The following is a 16,416-nucleotide window of genomic DNA, read 5'->3' as shown; positions in this document are numbered from 1 at the left end:
CCAAATGGCGGGCTTCTTGTTTTTAATGCCGTACATCTGAGTCCCGCTTTTGCCGTTGATGATCAGGCTGGCCATTCGGGCAGTTGGACTAGGGCCTGTCCTCAATTGAGCCAAATGATAGCAGCGGCGAGGTGGATTGCGGCAAGGAAATTTCTCGCAGTTTTATCGTAGCGGGTTGCGATGGCGCGATACTGCTTGAGTTTGCAGAAGAAGTTCTCGATGAGATGGCGCGCCTTGTAGGCGTCTTTATCGAAGTCGCGCTGGATTTGGCGGTGGCCTCTTGGCGGGATCACGACCGATTTTGCCCGGGCGAGTAACGGTTCGATCACCCGCTGGTCGGCATCGTAGGCCTTGTCTGCCAGCAAGGTATTGGCCGCCATGTCCGGCAGCAGAGCATCGGCGCCTTGCAAATCATGGGCCTGGCCGGGCGTAAGTTTGAACCCTAGCGGATTGCCCAGCGCATCGACGAGCGCATGAATCTTGGTGCTTAACCCGCCTTTGCTGCGCCCGAGCGCCTCGTCTTCGCCCGCTTTTTTTGCGCCCCGGCACTGTGCTGATGCGCCCGCACGATTGTGCTGTCGATCATCGCGTACTCATTGTCGGCATCGCTCGCCAGCATCTCAAACAACTTCTTCCACACACCGCTCTTGGCCCAGCGTGAAAACCTCGTGTGAACCTTGATCGGATCGCCAAAGCGCTCCGGCAAATCCCGCCAGGGAATCCCGGCGCGATAACGGTACAGCACCGCCTCGACAAACAGCCGATTGTCCTTGGCGGTGACCCCAACGTGCCCTTTGCGGCCGGGTAAAAACTCCTCGATCCTGTCCCATTGATCGTCCCGAAGGGCGTAGCGGCGCATCTGTCAGCTCCCGAATCAGCTGACTGCCTATGAATCACGCGATAATCTGCCGGGGAATCCTCTAATTGAGGACGGGCCCTAGTGTGTGGATCGCAACTTGCGTGCTGTGAAGAAGGTTCGCTTCCGAAATTCCCCGTCCAATAATGGCGGCTTGTTTGACAGTGTTCTTATTTTGTTCTATTGTGATGCGCGCATGAGCTGGCTTGAGATTCCCAGCCGTAGCGGCAGCTAACCGGTGCGGTCGGCCGAACGGCGCGCCTTACGCGTGGAGGGCGATGAGGCCCGCCAGCCTTCTACCGATCGGCCCTTCCGATGCTGTCTCTCATTTTGAACTCAGCATTTCTTCGTCCCAATGGATAGCTGGGTTCGGTCTAGTCTCAGCCGAGCTTGAAGCATAGGATTGCACCTTCGCGTTGTGTATTTTCGCTGTGGCTACTAAGAGTTTCCATGCAAGATCACTTCCTATCTAAGGCACGCGTTGACATATTCCGGCCGTTTACCGGCAGGCATCGCGCCGTGTTTTTCGAGGTGGTTACAGAAATCTACGAACGCACGCTTGGGGTGAATGCCGATTATGAGATCGTACTGGACCGGCTCGCGCTGACAGAAATCATAGTGGACGCGCTGGATAAGAACCGGTCTTTGATCTTTTCCGGCGAAGAAGGCGACGAGGAGCTCGATTGCGCCGGTGACGATCGCGACTACGCCGACAAGGTGCGTAAGCGCCTGAAGCGCTTTGGCGTAATCGAGGAATACAACGACTCCGCCTACCTCAAGGTACTCTGGCGCTTCACGCCGGAGGGCAAGCGGATCGCCAAGATGTTCGCGGATACCAGGCGCAAGACATCAGTTGCGCGCCAACGCAGCGTGCGCGCTTGCAAGGGGGCGCTAAAGGCCTTCTCCGAAGAAGGCAACCACGAATATCTGGTCGACGCTTACGAGTACGCCTCGACCATCTTCGACGACGTCTGCCAGGTTTCCGACCTCTTTACCGAGCACCAGCGCCGCATCATGGGGCACTCCTTCTCGACCTCGAAGGAGGCCCTCGTCGGATACATGCTTGGCGTGAACGATTTCGACAAGCGTGCCTCGCGCTACTTCGACAGCGATAACATATACAATCACGCCTCTGACATCGTCGATCTAACCGAAAGCATAGCGGCGATGAATCCCGCGGTGCTGGAAGCGGCAGACAGAAAGATGATGGACGAGCACCCGGCGCTAGAGGAGGAAGCCAACGGCGAGCGGCTGCACACCTGGATGCTGGCGAGGATCCGCAGGGTTGTCGAGTCGACCCGGGACATCAAACACGAAGAGCTCCATCGGGTCGTGGGCGAATTTTCGACCAACTACGCGATCCTGATCGGCAGACTGATCAAGCTGAGCGCCGTCGGCAATGACGATCCGCTGATCAGATTCGCCGGCTTGTTCGCGGCGGCCGGTGACGAGGAGCGCGACGAAATTTGCCGCGAGATGCTCCACCACCTATTCCCGTTACGCGCAGATCTGATCGATCCAGCCGACCTCAAGATAGCAGACCGCGCCGACCGGGCACGGACACCGACCGTGATCGTCCGCAAGCAGCGCTCGCGGGAGGAAATGCTAGCGGCGGACATCCGCAACGCCATGACCGCAGCCTTTGCAGTGCCAGCCAAGGAGGTGGTCAGCCGCGTCCACGCCGCCGTGCTGGCCAATGGCGGATCGACCTCAGTGACGCAACTGCCTGTCGGCGATGCCCGCCAACTGCTTGCAGCAATGTCCGCCGTCGAGATCGTCCGGAGCCTCGGTCCGGAGATCGGCCTGACGGTCTCGGTGGGGGACGAATGCCGTTCTAATGGCGCATTTCGCACCGTCGACCATAAGATCTCGCAGAGGGCTTGAAATGAAGTCGATCCAGGACCGGCTGAAGACCAAGAACGTCAAGCTGGAGGAGTTCCAGGCGATCAATGCGCTCCTCATCAGCCGCGGCTTCCTTTCGCGCGATGACGGCGTACGGCACCGTGCTCTCTACATGGTCGCTCAAAGGTGCCAGGACGAGATCCAGGATGTGCTCGCGTTCATCTACGGCGCATCGTTGTTTCACGATCCTAGCACTTCGCATTTTCGCCTCCAGCCATTCGGCGCGCGCGACATCGGCCTGCCGGATATCGGTGAAGAGATCGAAATCCGGCGCGAACTGAAGGGAGCCGTTCATAAGGACTTTACGGCGGCACTGCTGACCCTGAAGCTGCTCTACGACGAACTCATCGTAGAACGCAGGATAGGTCCCGGCGGCCGGGTCGCCGTCAGGGTGACGGAGTTCGTCACAGCAATGAAGGTCAACTTCAAGGTCGATCTGCCAGCAGCGGACTCGCATCGCAAGGCGATCTTCATGAAACTGAAGAAGCACGGCGTCGCCGAATTCAATATCGATGAGCTCAAGGATGAAGATGCCGTCATCAGCATCCGGCCGGAGATCGCCTCGCTGGTCTACGACAGCGCAGTAGCTGCGGCAGTCGCCTCGATCCAGCAGTCTAGCCACAATTCAGACGACGTGACCGGGCCCTCGGCCGGCATCGACGATATAGAAATGGATGCCGCCGTATGATCATGAAGGAGGTGACGACCGTCAACTGGGGCCAGCTCCCGATCGGCGACGTGCAACTTGCCGAGATTGTATTGCTCGGCGGTGAAACGGGCGCTGGAAAGTCCTCGTTCATCGATGCTGTGATCAGTGTGATGACGGGAAACGAGTTGCGGTTCGCCAAATATAACTCGGCCCAGAGCGAGACTTCGTCGAGCAAAAAGACGAAGCGAACGATCGCGTCCTACGTCCTTGGCGCCGACGACAGCGCCGAGCCGCACCGCCAGCACGGCGCCCACGGCTATGCCGGCCTCTATTTCGAGCCGGACGAGAGGGACGACGGAGCAGGCCAGCCGTTCACCGCCATCGTGGGCACGGAAGCGCGACTCGAAAAGCTGGCGAACCAGCCCGTCTTCAAATCGCTGGAAGACGTCCGGATCATCGCCTTTGGCGCCAAGGTCGGCGCGGCCGACCTGATCAGGATCGTCGACGGTGCCGAGGAGGTCATTCCAGTCAACGAGCTTCTTGTCGCGCTTCGCAAGAAGTTCGGCAGGGATTCCGTGCGCGACTACAGCACGAAGACCGAATACGTCTGTCGTCTTTACGCGACCCTCAAGGGACAATCCTCGCCGGTAGACCGGCGCGAGGCGGAAGGCTGCATGCGCGCCTTCGTCAACTCGATCGCCTATCGGCAGCCCGACGACATCGATGCGCTTATCCGAGAAGATATCCTGGAGCCCGACGACAACGCCAGGATGATCGAAACCCTTAAGACCACGATTACCGACGTCTCGAACCTGCGACAACAAGCCGAGCGGATGGAGAACAACGTTCGGCTGCTGGAGGAGGCTAACGGATTTCTCACCGAGGGCGCGAAACATTTCATCGAGGAGTGGATGTTTGCGGCACTCGAAGCCGCTAGGCTGCTGCAGGATGCTGTTAACCGCCGCAACGAAGCTCTCGAGGCGAAAGAGAGGGCCACCGCCGCTCTTGGCGAGATCAACAAAGAAATCGTCGACTGCGACGTCCAGACGGTATTCCACAACGACGCCTGGGATAGGCTGAAGTCACGCATCAACGACAGTGACGTTCATCGCATCCGACTAGGCATCCAGGATCGGATCGCGCGGAGCAGCGACACGATCCGAAGCTTCGAACAGAAGCTGCGGAGCGCCACCCTCACGCTGAGCGCCGCCCGGAACGTGATCCGGCAATCAATATCCGCCTGCTCAGGCATCGACGACCTGCGCGACGCTGCGATACGGCTTTCCGCGGTCGGAGAGAAGATCGACGGGATTGACCTGCCTAAAATCGAAGCACACTTCCGCGCTGTAAGGGATGGACTCGACGGCGGTGCCGCTGCCAGCCTCCAGGAGGCTATCGTCGCGATCGACGCTGCCGTCGGTTCAGGCTGGACCATTGAAGTCGACTCCGTCGCCGAAACGTTCCTCTTCGCCCACGACAAGTTGCGCCAACACCTGGACTTGCTGAGAATGAAACGCAGCGACAGCGAGACCAAGCGTCAGGCGCTGGCGTCCGGCCGGACGAACTATCCGCGCGGCGTATCGGAGTTTGTCGCGCACCTAGCACGGGTCCTGCCCGAGGCGAAGCCACGCATACTCTGCGACGTGGTCGAGATGAAAGATCCTTCATGGCAAAACGCGGTGGAAGGCTTCATCGGCGGCGACAGATTCGCCATCCTCTACGAACCGGAGTATGAGACTCGGGTCATCGCGCTGCTGCGTTCCTACCGCGACGCCAGCGGCGCCCGCCCCTCGGTGGCTCAGATAGGCCGGGCCCTCAGGGATGCGGGCACGGCCGTACCGGACTCGTTAGTCGGCAAGCTCAGGAGCGATGACCGGGTCGCGCTCGGTTACCTGACCGCGCGTTACGGCCGGAGCGTCTGTGTCGCGACCGAGGACGCGTTGAAGGACGTCCGCAGCGGATTGCTGCAGGACGGTGTCTCGGTGGCGGGATACAACTACCGGAACAGATCGGAGCCCGACGAGGGGCTGGTGTTCGGCATCGAAGTTCGTCGCCGTCAGGCCGAAATTCTCACCCTTGCGATCGAGCAGATCAGCAAGGAAATCACAAGCAAGGCGACCAGCGAACAGAACGTCAGGAATGCCATCACCCTGATGGGCCGAGCGAAGCAAGCCGAACTGCAGGACTTGGACGTTGGGTCATTCCAGTCGGCAGGGAAGGAACTCAACGCTGCGACTCAAGAACTTGAAAGCCTCGACGTATCCAGCATTGCGGATCTAGAGCAGCAGGCTGCTGAAGCCAAAAGGAAGATCTCCGAGTTCACTGAGCGCAAGAATGATCTGCTTCCCAAAGTCGGCGAACTCAACCGTGATATCCGGATCGCCGATGAAAAAGCGACCGACGAAAACCTTCAGATCAGCAAGCTAACTCCCGACGCCGAACGCGCCGAAAAAAACTGGAGGAACGCGCTTTCCTGCGTTCCGCCGATCAGACTGATGCCCTACGAAACTCAGTACCGGCAGGAGATCGAATCGGGACGGCCGGTGAAGTCGTTCCACGACCGCAACATCGAGCGGCGGTCGTGGGCGCAGGACGCCAAGAACGCCGCCGAAAACACGCTTCGCGACTACAATCGCGAAGCGCTCGAATACCAGAAGATCGCAGCCCACACTCTTCAGTATCCCTCCCCCTCGCCATCCCCCGAGCTCATGACGGAGTGGCTTCGGTCCCAGTTCGAGCAGGTGGCCGACCAAATAAGGCGCCAGCGGGATACCGGCCTAGTCGAGCAGCGCGAAAAGCTGGTGCTGGCGGAACAGCAATTCACCAGATCGTTCACTTCAAACTTCTGTCTGCGCATCCTGCAGAGGGTGACGGGGCCGGACCGAACTATCGACGTCGTCAACAAAAGCCTGGAGGACATCAGCTTCTCCGGCGACAAGATCCTCATGACGCAGTCATTGCGCGAAGAGTACAGTCAGTATCTCGATCTATTCCGGGCCGTGCGGGAACGCACCGAAGCCGGACCGGCCGATCTATTCTCGGCGGCAGACTTAGCCCCCGCGGAGAAGGCGACGCTCGAAGCCCTCCGATTGCTTCTCTTGTCGAATGACATCGAACATTCGATGCGGGAGCTCAACCGGATCGCGGACTACCGGAACTACAAAAAATACGATTTCGAGAAGTCCTCGAAAGGCGGAGATCCGCGCGGCTTGTCGACGTGGGGAACGGGATCCGGTGGAGAGGCCGAGACGCCGTTTTACATCATCCGCGCCGCCGTTTTCGCGGCGAGTTTCAAACTGTTCTCGAAACAGAAGATCTCGCATTTCCGCACGTTGTTCCTGGACGAGGTCTTCAAGAACATGGACGAGAGCAGGACCCGACGCGTCATCGATTTCTTGACCAAGGAAATGGGTTTCCAGCTCGTTTGCGCCGCGCCGACCAAGTCGATGGCAGCCCTGATGGACGTATTCAATCGGCGCATCAGCTTCTCAAAGGCGCCGACGGCTGGATCGCAGACTTGGATCGACGAGGTCGATCTTGAACAACAGCGGATCTCAGAAATCTACGAAGAGCACCGTCGTAACACGGTCCGGGATGTGAAGGCGAAGTTCGAACTCGCGAATCCATTCAAGACAGACGTAGGCGTAGCGGCAGAATGACTCCCGAGACCGCCCTCAGCGATCCGCTCGCGAAGCGCATTCTCGGGAACGCGCTCGATCGGCTGGATAGATTACTTCCGGAGGGCCGAACGAACGCGATCAGAATCCCAATCGACCAGAATACGGCGCCAGAGATATTCAAGGCAGAGACCAACGCCGACCGCGAGATTGCATGGCACGTGCTTGAAGTGCTCGTCGACGCTGGCATTGGAACCCTCGCCTATCGCCGGGCGGCTCGCCACGGCTCGCGCGAAAACCGCCAGCCGGCATTCGAAATCTCGACCGCCCTGGCCAACGAGAATCGCCTTCGCGCTTTCTACGACCGCCCGCGGCCAGGCCTGAAATATTCAGAGGAATGGCGCTGCCTGGTCCGTTCGAGCGACCTCGATAGCGACATCAAGGCGGCTATCTTGGATGTTCCGGTCTCCATCCCTGGACGATCCGCCACCGAGGTCTTCAGTCGTTTGATCTCAATCCGCGCCCTTTATGATCACCGGGAAACCCTATATCTGCGTGAGGTATCTAGCCGGACGTTCTGGGGACTATCGAAGGTTCTCGACAACCGGTCCGACCTAGTAGCTGCTCTGCTTGGATTGGCGGAGTGCCCTTACCCGGCGCAACCGATCCACCTAAACGTCTATTTTGTGGGGCCTTTTTCCTGGATTCTCTTTGTCGAGAACAAGACATCATTCGAGCGGGCCATCCGCGACGCCAGAGAGGCGCTCCTGCATGGACGATTCTCGCCATACGCGGGCGCTGCTCTGATCTACTCTAGCGGCTTCATGGGAACGGCCGGACGGATGCGAAAACCATCCGGATGCAGGACGTTCTATTCTCTGGACACTGTCTCGAATGCAAGTGAGATACGGGCCTTCGATGCCGCATTCCACAGTAACATCGATGTCTGCGCGGCCTTCTGGGGCGATCTCGATCATACCGGCATGGCAATCCTTTCGAGCTTGCGAACCATCTTCCCTTCCGCGCGAGCATGGGAGCCAGGTTACGCACCTATGTTAGTTCGCCTCGATGCCGGGGAAGGTCACGCTCCGGAGGAGGCCAAGAAAGGCGGCCAGAAGCCGATCTTATCGACAGGCTGCGGCTATGCCGACAATATCGTGATCCCCGCATTGGTGAAACACGGTCGATTCATTGATCAGGAGTGAACGGTTATCAAAGGCTACGCGCGCAGATTTGAGGAAGCGAAAACCATACTGGAACAGCGTGGGTTTCCTTTGTTAATTAGTTGGGCGGACTCCGCACTTTTTCCATTCAAAAAAACGTAGCCCGGGCGAAGCCGCCCCATGATCATTGCGAACGTGTCCGGTTCCTCCTAAGCACTTAGCTCCGCGACCGATCCCCGGGAGAAGACCGATTTTCCGCGTCATAATGAGCCTGCCCTGCCTCCTGGTCGTCACCCGGTTCGTCTGGCCTTTGCAGTTGCCGCTTTCGGTCAAGTGCGTGGTGACCGTGCTGCTTCTCGTGGCCTCGCAGTACCATTTCTGGAGCCGACTCTCCTCGGGTTCGGTGTTCGCACCCGAATTCCCTCGCCCGGTCGTCATCCTGTTCAACTGGGCATTTGCTGCGATCTTCCTTCTCGCTGGGCTGCAACTGCTGCTCGACTTTGGAACGCTCTTCGCGATGGCGGTCCATGGCGGCGGCGTGTTTGTGCCTGACGATGTCCGTTATGCCATCGGCACCGTGGCCGCCGCAGTGGCCGCGATCGGCGTCCATCAGGCGATCCGGGTGCCGCCGCTCAGGGATATCGAGATCGGCATCCCGGGGCTCGCGCCGCCATTCGACGGCTACAAGCTGCTGCACCTGACCGATCTTCACATCAGCCGCCTCTTCCCCGCGGCGTGGACGCGCGCCGTGGTCGCGCGGGCCAATGCCCTTGGCGCCGATCTGATCGTGGTGACGGGAGACCTGATCGACGGCAGCCTGACGATGCGGCGCGCGGACGTCGAGCCGTTGCGGGGCCTGCGCGCGGCGGATGGCGTCATCGTCATCCCCGGCAACCACGAATACTTTTTCGGCTATCGCGCGTGGATGGCGCACTACGCCGCCATCGGGATGCGCGTCCTGGAGAACGATCACGTGGTTCTCGACCGCGAGGGCGGCCAACTGGTGATCGCCGGCGTCACCGACCTGTCGGCGGTCCATAGCGGCCATCCCGCCCCGGATCTCGCCATTGCGCTCAAGGGTGCACCGAAGGACGTAACCGTCATCCTGCTCGATCACCAGCCGCGGGAGGCGCGGCGCGCCGCTGCGAAAGGCGTCGCACTGCAGCTGTCGGGACACACCCACGGCGGAATGGTGGTCGGGCTTGACCGGCTGGCCGCGCGCGCCAACGCCGGCTACGTCTCGGGCCGCTACGACGTCGATGGCATGACGCTGTACGTGAACAACGGCACCGGGCTTTGGCCCGGTTTTGCGCTCAGGCTCGGACGGCCCTCGGAACTGACGCGGATCACGCTGCGCCGGGCGTAATCACGGTTACGGTGCCAGCTCTGGCCAGGTATCAATAAATCTAATGCAAGCGAGTAGAAATAATCATTTTTCTAGTCCAGCTGAATCATTACCATCGTTGATCGGACCGCCGAGAATGACGAACAAGACATAAAAATTCGGTCAGGGGGGCGACGTGGCGAACGGTGACACGCTGTCGATAACGATCGACTTTGCGAACGGTGCCGCTGCCATGCCGGGTTTGTGCCGGCGACGCCGAATTCGGACCGGACTCACAGCGGCGCTCGCCTGCGCACTGCTCTTGTTCGGCGGAGCGGCCTCCGCCCAAGACACGAGTAACCACGCCGGCAGCTATCCCAATCGGCCGGTCATGATGATCGTGCCGTTCGCACCAGGCGGCGCTTCCGATTTCGTCGCCCGCATCATCCAGCAAGGCGTGAGCGAGATCCTTGGCCAGCAGCTCGTGGTCGACAATCGGCCGGGGGCTGCGGGCATCATCGGCACCGAGGTTGCGGCCCGCGCAGCGGCGGACGGTTACACCACCTTTCTCGGCAATATCGGCACCGTGTCGATCAATCCCGGCGTCTACGCCGCCAACATGCGTTTCAAGCCGGACAAGGATCTGAGCCCCGTCACGATTTGCGCCGATACGCCGAGCATCCTGATCACCCGGCCCGACTTCCCCGCCAACAGCGTCAGCGAGCTGATCGCCTATGTGAAGGCGAACCAGGGCAAGGTTGCCTTTGCCTCGCCCGGCAGCAGCACGCTCAATCGGCTGGAGATGGAGGTGTTCAAAAAGGACGCGGGGCTCGACATGGTGCATGTGCCCTATAAGGGCGGCGCCGGGCCGGCGGTGACGGATGTTCTCGGCGGCCATGTCGACCTGATGTTCACGACCCTGTCGTCCGCGCTGCAGTTCGTCAGGGACAAGCAAGTCAAGGCGCTCGCCGTCACCACCCGGGAGCGAATGGCCGACCTGCCCGGCGTACCGACCATGTACGAGCTCGGCTGGACAAACCTCGTGACGTCATCCTGGCAGGGCGTGATGGTGCCCACAGGCACGCCGCGGCCGATCGTCGACAAGCTGCACGCCGCGATCGTCAAGGTGCTCGCCGATCCGCAGATTCAGGAGCGCATGCGCAAGGGCGGCGCGATCGCCGTCAGCAGCAAATCGCCGGAGGACTTCAAGAGCTATATCGACGGCGAAACCGCCAAGTGGACCGGGGTGATCGCAGACAGCGGCGTGCGCGCCGATTGACGCGGCGCCCACCGAAAACAAACTCTAGATGCATGAGGAGATATGGTTCGCTCAACGTAATCCGTCATCCTGAGGTGCGAGCCTTGCGGTGCACTTGCACCGCTGGGCGAGCCTCGAAGGATGGACGGCCGATTCTACTTAAGCATTGGCCGTCGCCCTTCGAGGGCCGCGCTGCGCACGGCCACCTCAGGATGACGGAGCTGATTCAACGCAAATTCATCCCGCTCCAACGAGCAAAACAGGAGACACACGCGTGCAACAGGTTGAAGTCGCTGTTATTGGAACGGGATGGTGTGGGGGAATACGGGCGGAAACGCTGTCGCGCTCCTCGCTCGTCGACAAGCTTCATATCTGTGACATCAGGCCCGACCGCCTGGCGGAGGTCAAGGCGCTGACCGACGCGGCCACCGCGACGCTCGACTACCGTGACATCATCGAGAACGACCGGATCAAGGTGGTCTACATCTCGACCACGCCGGAATCCAACCACTATCCGATCGCGCGCGATTGCCTTCGCGCCGGCAAGCACGTGCTGCTGGAAAAGCCGATCGCGATCGAACTGTTCGAAGCCGATGAGCTGATCGAGATCGCCAGGCGCGCCAATCTCAAATTCACCATCGGCTATTCGCAGCGCTTCAATCCGAAGCTCGCTTACGCCAAGAAGAAGATCACCGACGGCACGCTGGGCAAACCGGTGTCGGTGATGGTGAGCCGGCATCTGTCCCGCAGTCTCGGCAAGAAGATCTCGAGCCGGGGCCGGCTGTCGCCGGCGACGATGGAATCGACCCACGACCTCGATTTCGTGTTCTGGCTGCTCGAGCCCGCGAAACCCGTCCGTGTCTATTCGCAGGGCGCCTACGGCTACATGCAGGCGGTCAACGGCTCCTATGACATCATGTGGAGCACAGTGACCATGGACAACGGCGTGCTGGTTTCGATCGGCGGGGGCTGGAACCTGCCGCCGAGCTACCCGAACTACTGCGCAACGACCATCGAGATCACCGGAACGGAAGGCTCGCTGTTCCTCGACGATACGCAACGTGACAACTGGCTCAATACGATGAAGGACGGGACGCAGTATCCGATGTCGACGATGCCGGGCGAGTGGGTCGATCACGTCTATGCCGGGCAGATGGGGCCCGAAACGATACACTTTCTTGAATGCGTGTTGCGGGACCAGCCGCCGATGGTGTCGCCGGAAAGCGCGCGCCGGGTGATGGAGACCTATCTCGGCGCGGACCTCTCGGCGGAATCCGGGGCGCCCATCAGCCTTCCGCTCGACAACCAGTCGCTGTCCGCGGTCCAGGACCTCTACAAGAAATTCCGCACGCCGGTGTAGAGCTTCAATTCGAAAATAGCTTTTCTTGAAACACCCCGCTTTGCAGAAGGGCGAAGAGATGAGATCCCACCGAAAAGACATCGGCTTGGCCGTGATCGGCTGCGGCACGATCGGCCGCATCCGGGCCGAGTTCGCGCGCGACTATCCCGGCATCGGCTGGCTTGGCCTGTGCGACTCCAACGCCGAGGTCGGCCAGAAGCTTGCCGAGGACGCCGAGGCCGATTTCTTCACCACCGACTACAACGAGCTGTTGAGGCGCCCCGAGGTCACGGCGGCGATCATTGCAACCGATGAGAATGCCCATGTCGGCCCGCTGCTGGCCGCGTGCGAGCGCAAGCTGGACCTGTTCATTGAAAAGCCGCTGGCGACCGACGCGCGGGAATCCGCGAAGGTGCTGAAGGCGATCGAACAAGCCGGGGTCGATGCCGTAATGGGCTATACCAACCGCTTCCGGCGGCGTTTCCAGGCGGTCAAGGGCAAGCTCGCCCGCGGCGACATCGGCGACGTGACCTCCGTGGTGACGCGCGCATTCATGAATCGCATGGTGCCGATCGCCACCATCCGCAAGACCAATCAGCGCCAGAACCTGACGCCGATGGTGGTCTCGGGGACGCACGCGCTCGATATGTCGTTGTATCTGATGGAGGGCAAGACGCCGGTATCGGTGTTTGCCCGCTCGGTCGACAAGGCACTCGGGATGTTGGGCACCAAGGACTCGACCTTCGGCATCTTCACAATGGATGACGGCACGATCTGGAGCATGAACATCAGCTGGGCCCTGCCCCACGTCTGGCCGGGCGCTGTATATGGTCTTCAAGTCGGCATCGTCGGCACCGAGGGCGTCATCGACATCGAGGACACCCACCGCGATCTGGTGATGGCGACCGAAAAGCCGATCGGCGCCGGTTATACGTCGCGCAATTACAAGCCCGAGTTCGAGCGCCATGTCGATTTCCTCACCAGCTATCCGCCGGGAGACATGAACGATGGCCAGCTCTGGGGCCCGATGCGCGACGAAACCAATTCCTGGTTCGGACGCATCCACACCGGCCTGAAGACGCCGCACGCGTCGGCCGCGCAGGGTCACCGCAACCTGCTGCTGACCATGGCGATGGACCTTTCAGCCAAGCGCGGCACCGAGATCAAGCTGCCGCTCGATCTCGAGGAGTTCTACACGTAACGGGAGCCGGGCGAGCCTGCGGATCCCGATTGAATATTGCGATCCCATACCGATTGGCGCATCACCACGATGTATTCGCCGTTACTGTTCTGTAACAGCGGCACTTCCTGCCGGTGTATCATGTCAATGCTTCAACTGGTCGCACTCTCCGCTTTCAAACATCTTGAGGTTGTTATTTTGAAAAGTTACACTTTTCAACAGTGCAGCGGTAGGTTGTTTCTCAGCCAGGTTCCTTGGACGGGTGACCGCGTCCTGGACGCGCCCCCTTAAAGAGCGTCGGGAGGCCGTATGACTGAAACTCGCGCAGCGAAAATGATGCGCACCTTCATGGCCATCGCCGTCGCATTGACCGGGTCGATTGGATTAGTGGCTTTCACCAGCTCGCCTGCAGAGGCGGCCTGCTCCGGCGGCGTCTGCGCCACGAGCAGACTGAATGTACGTCACGGACCCGGCTTCACAAAACTGTTCATCACGGTGGCGCTAAGCAATCGTTTGGTGGGTATCAGCCACTACAACGTCTTCGTCCAGTGCGGCGGCGTTGTGGGCACCTGCGGCAGGCAGTTTGAAAGCCTCGGCCGCTTCTCCTTCGAGATCAATAGCGCCAGGAGATTCGCTTACACCATTCAAGCATGCCGGCGTGGCGGCTTCCTTCAGCGGTCGGAGTGCGCGCCTCGCCCGCCGGCGCGCTTCGTGCATCCCGTGGCTCCGCGCGAGCTGAGGGGGAGCACTAGCCAAGGGTAGGTGCAGCTCGACAGGGTGCTGCCGCAGCGGCTGGAGGGCTCCTACATCGCCCCCGATGGCAGCCGCGCCCCTGCCCCACGGCCAAAACATCGTTAACGGATGGTTGATGGTCTGATCCTATGCTGCCGCCCTCATTCACGGTGGGCTCCCCATGAAGCGAACGACTGTTTTCGTGCTGGCTGCGGCAGCCGGCCTCGGCATTCCCCTGGCCCACGCCCAGACATCGCCGCCCGCTGGGAAGACCACGGGTGTCGCGGCCGCGGCCCCGACACAACCAAACGCGGCCGCAGTAGAACAGCTGAAAACACCGGAGCTCGCTCTCAAGACAACGCGCGACCTGCCCACAACCACCGATCCCACGTTCGACCAGGGAACGGCGGAGCGCCTCAAGCAGGCCATTCAGAAATACGCAGCCCTTGCCGCGCAAGGCGGATGGCCAATGCTGCCCAAGGATGCGAAGTTCGTGGTGGGCACGGAAGGCGCCAATGACGCTGCGCTGCGACGCCGGCTGATCGCCACCGGAGATCTGGCCTCCGACCAGGCCACCGGAGCTTTCGACGCCACCGTGTCCGCCGCCGTGAAACACTTCCAGGCGCGCCATGGCCTGCCTGAGACTGGAACCGTCGGCCCGCGCACCCTCGCCGCCCTCAATGTCCCCGTTGAAAAACGCAGCAAGCAGCTGGAAGCGTCGCTGCTGCGCACCTCCGCCATCAATTTCGGCTTCGGCCAGAGGTTCGTGGCCGTCAACATCCCCGCCGCCTATGTCGAGGCGGTCGAAGGCGACAGGGTCGTGCACCGCTACCGTGTGGTGGTCGGCAAGACCGAAAAGCCGTCGCCGACGGTGTCCGCCGAGATCACCGACATCAGCCTGAACCCGCGATGGACTGTCCCCGCCTCCATCACCAAGAATGAGATCGCGGCCCACATGCGGACGGACCCGGGCTATCTCGACCGCATGCATATGCAGCTGAATGATGAGCATGACGGCGTCATCGATCCCTCGACTGTTGATTGGAGCGAGGGCAAGACGCCGAACGTCATCGTTCGCCAGTTGCCCGGGCCATGGAACGCGCTGGGACAGCTCAAGATCAACATGCCGAACGCCTACGCCGTCTACATGCACGACACCAACCAGAAGAGCCTGCTGAGCAAGGACTACCGCTTCGACTCCCATGGTTGCGCGCGCGTCGACCAGATCCGCGATCTCGCGGCCTGGCTGCTGCAAGGCGCGGCGGACTGGGACCGCACCAGGATCGACGCCGCGATCGCCACCGGCGAGCGGCAGAACGTGGCGCTGCCGAAGAAGGTGCCCGTGGCCTGGATCTACCTGACCGGCTGGATGACGCGCGACGGCACCGTCAATTTCCGTGACGACATCTATGAACAGGACGACCAGTTGCTGGATGCCGCCGCGGAAGCGCGCGAATTTTTTTGGAAAGCCCCAGCAGGTCTCCAGGCAATAGCGCAGATCAGAGCAAAAACTCCAGCGCCGTCTCACAAGCCTCTTCCAGCTTGAAGGCCAGCATGTCATCGGCCCGCGTGCGTCCCAGATTCACCGCCGCGATCGGAATGCCTGCGCGGGCCGCCATCTGCACAAAACGAAAACCCGAATAGACCATCAGCGAGCTTCCGACGATCAGCATGCCGTCGGACTGTTGCAGGTGCTCTGTGGCGGTCTCGACGGAACTGCGGGGTACGTTCTCGCCGAAAAACACGACGTCCGGTTTGACGATGCCGCCGCAGTGCCGGCAGGCCGGCACTGCGAAGGTGGAAAAATCCTGGATGTCGAGATCGGCGTCGCCGTCGGGCGCATCGGTCGCCTCCAGATCAATCCAGCCCGCGTTCAATCGGCTGAGTTCGTCCTGAAACTCGTTTCGCGTGATCTTGTGTTCGCATCCCATGCAACGGACCAGATCGAGCCGGCCGTGCAAATCGATCACCTTGTCGCTGCCGGCCGCCTGATGCAGCCGATCGACGTTCTGGGTGAGAATGAGTTCGGAGCTGCCCCTTGCTTCAAGCCGTGCCAAAGCCCGATGCGCGGCATTGGGCTGGGCCCGGCCGAACGGCCGCCATCCGATCAGGCTGCGCGCCCAATAACGCTGGCGCGTTGCCGCCTCTCCCATGAACGCCTGATAGGTGACCGGCGGCTGGCGTTTCCATTGTCCATGCGTGTCCCGATAATCGGGAATACCTGAGTTCGTGCTGCAGCCGGCGCCGGTCAACACGAACAGGCGCTGATGCCGATCGACGAAGTCCTGGAGTGAATTGAATTCGGTCATGGGACGCAGATATGGCCCCCCGACCGATTTTCGGCAAGGGAGCCGTCATACGATCGAACGAAGTGGGGCCGGCGGCTCAATGGCCGC

At 60.8% G+C, this 16,416-nt stretch carries 11 protein-coding genes and 1 pseudogene; 10 read left to right on the top strand and 2 right to left on the bottom strand.

Translation table 11 applies throughout. The features are described from left to right. Positions 1–101 precede the first annotated feature (101 nt). Positions 102–859, bottom strand: a pseudogene (locus tag RS897_RS30805) (IS5 family transposase). 447 nt (positions 860–1,306) lie between these two features. Between RS897_RS30805 and RS897_RS30800 the strand changes: the two are divergent. From RS897_RS30800 to RS897_RS30755, 10 genes are all read left to right on the top strand, one after another. Continuing rightward, complete coding sequence (locus RS897_RS30800; protein ID WP_315832463.1) at positions 1,307–2,740, top strand: Wadjet anti-phage system protein JetA family protein; 1,434 nt, start codon at positions 1,307–1,309, stop codon at positions 2,738–2,740. Between the two features lies 1 nt (position 2,741). Continuing rightward, positions 2,742–3,446, top strand: coding sequence for a DUF4194 domain-containing protein (locus RS897_RS30795; RefSeq protein WP_315832462.1), 705 nt, complete (start codon positions 2,742–2,744; stop codon positions 3,444–3,446). Continuing rightward, a complete protein-coding gene (locus RS897_RS30790) occupies positions 3,443–7,066 on the top strand; it encodes an SbcC/MukB-like Walker B domain-containing protein (RefSeq protein ID WP_315832461.1) in 3,624 nt (1,207 codons plus the stop codon). The genes RS897_RS30795 and RS897_RS30790 overlap by 4 nt, the downstream gene beginning before the upstream one ends. Next, a complete protein-coding gene (locus tag RS897_RS30785) occupies positions 7,063–8,229 on the top strand; it encodes a Wadjet anti-phage system protein JetD domain-containing protein (RefSeq protein ID WP_315832460.1) in 1,167 nt (388 codons plus the stop codon). The genes RS897_RS30790 and RS897_RS30785 overlap by 4 nt, the downstream gene beginning before the upstream one ends. A 208-nt stretch (positions 8,230–8,437) precedes the next feature. After that, the gene (locus RS897_RS30780) at positions 8,438–9,553 is read left to right on the top strand and encodes a metallophosphoesterase (RefSeq protein WP_315838798.1); all 1,116 of its coding nucleotides are present in this window, start codon (positions 8,438–8,440) and stop codon (positions 9,551–9,553) included. A 154-nt stretch (positions 9,554–9,707) separates the two neighbouring features. Continuing rightward, on the top strand, positions 9,708–10,790 hold the full coding sequence (locus tag RS897_RS30775; protein ID WP_315832459.1) for a Bug family tripartite tricarboxylate transporter substrate binding protein: 1,083 nt from the start codon (positions 9,708–9,710) through the stop codon (positions 10,788–10,790). 253 nt (positions 10,791–11,043) lie between these two features. After that, a complete protein-coding gene (locus tag RS897_RS30770; RefSeq protein WP_315832458.1) occupies positions 11,044–12,129 on the top strand; it encodes a Gfo/Idh/MocA family protein in 1,086 nt (361 codons plus the stop codon). A gap of 58 nt (positions 12,130–12,187) precedes the next feature. Then, positions 12,188–13,309: a Gfo/Idh/MocA family protein gene (locus RS897_RS30765; RefSeq protein WP_315832457.1), complete on the top strand. Its 1,122-nt coding sequence runs from the start codon at positions 12,188–12,190 to the stop codon at positions 13,307–13,309. 288 nt (positions 13,310–13,597) lie between these two features. Continuing rightward, on the top strand, positions 13,598–14,050 hold the full coding sequence (locus RS897_RS30760; protein WP_315832456.1) for a hypothetical protein: 453 nt from the start codon (positions 13,598–13,600) through the stop codon (positions 14,048–14,050). Between the two features lie 151 nt (positions 14,051–14,201). Further along, complete coding sequence (locus tag RS897_RS30755; RefSeq protein ID WP_315832455.1) at positions 14,202–15,566, top strand: L,D-transpeptidase family protein; 1,365 nt, start codon at positions 14,202–14,204, stop codon at positions 15,564–15,566. On the opposite strand, the gene RS897_RS30750 is transcribed toward RS897_RS30755, so the two are convergent. Next, positions 15,520–16,329 carry an NAD-dependent protein deacetylase gene (locus RS897_RS30750; protein WP_315832454.1) on the bottom strand — a complete coding sequence of 270 codons (810 nt, stop codon included), beginning with the start codon at positions 16,327–16,329 and terminating at the stop codon, positions 15,520–15,522. The two genes, RS897_RS30755 and RS897_RS30750, sit on opposite strands and share 47 nt — an antisense overlap. Between the last annotated feature and the right edge of the window lie 87 nt (positions 16,330–16,416).

The sequence above is a fragment of the Bradyrhizobium prioriisuperbiae genome, assembly GCF_032397745.1.
GTDB classification, from domain to species: Bacteria; Pseudomonadota; Alphaproteobacteria; order Rhizobiales; family Xanthobacteraceae; genus Bradyrhizobium_A; species Bradyrhizobium_A prioriisuperbiae.
This window is presented reverse-complemented; position numbering and strand designations above follow the sequence as displayed.

Excerpts from the sequence above, each read along its gene's own strand:
- RS897_RS30800 (WP_315832463.1), top strand. The coding sequence starts at position 1,307 with ATGCAAGATCACTTCCTATCTAAGGCACGCGTTGACATATTCCGGCCG.
- RS897_RS30795 (WP_315832462.1), top strand. The coding sequence starts at position 2,742 with ATGAAGTCGATCCAGGACCGGCTGAAGACCAAGAACGTCAAGCTGGAG.
- RS897_RS30790 (WP_315832461.1), top strand. The coding sequence starts at position 3,443 with ATGATCATGAAGGAGGTGACGACCGTCAACTGGGGCCAGCTCCCGATC.
- RS897_RS30785 (WP_315832460.1), top strand. The coding sequence starts at position 7,063 with ATGACTCCCGAGACCGCCCTCAGCGATCCGCTCGCGAAGCGCATTCTC.
- RS897_RS30765 (WP_315832457.1), top strand. The coding sequence starts at position 12,188 with ATGAGATCCCACCGAAAAGACATCGGCTTGGCCGTGATCGGCTGCGGC.
- RS897_RS30760 (WP_315832456.1), top strand. The coding sequence starts at position 13,598 with ATGACTGAAACTCGCGCAGCGAAAATGATGCGCACCTTCATGGCCATC.
- RS897_RS30755 (WP_315832455.1), top strand. The coding sequence starts at position 14,202 with ATGAAGCGAACGACTGTTTTCGTGCTGGCTGCGGCAGCCGGCCTCGGC.
- RS897_RS30750 (WP_315832454.1), bottom strand. The coding sequence starts at position 16,329 with ATGACCGAATTCAATTCACTCCAGGACTTCGTCGATCGGCATCAGCGC.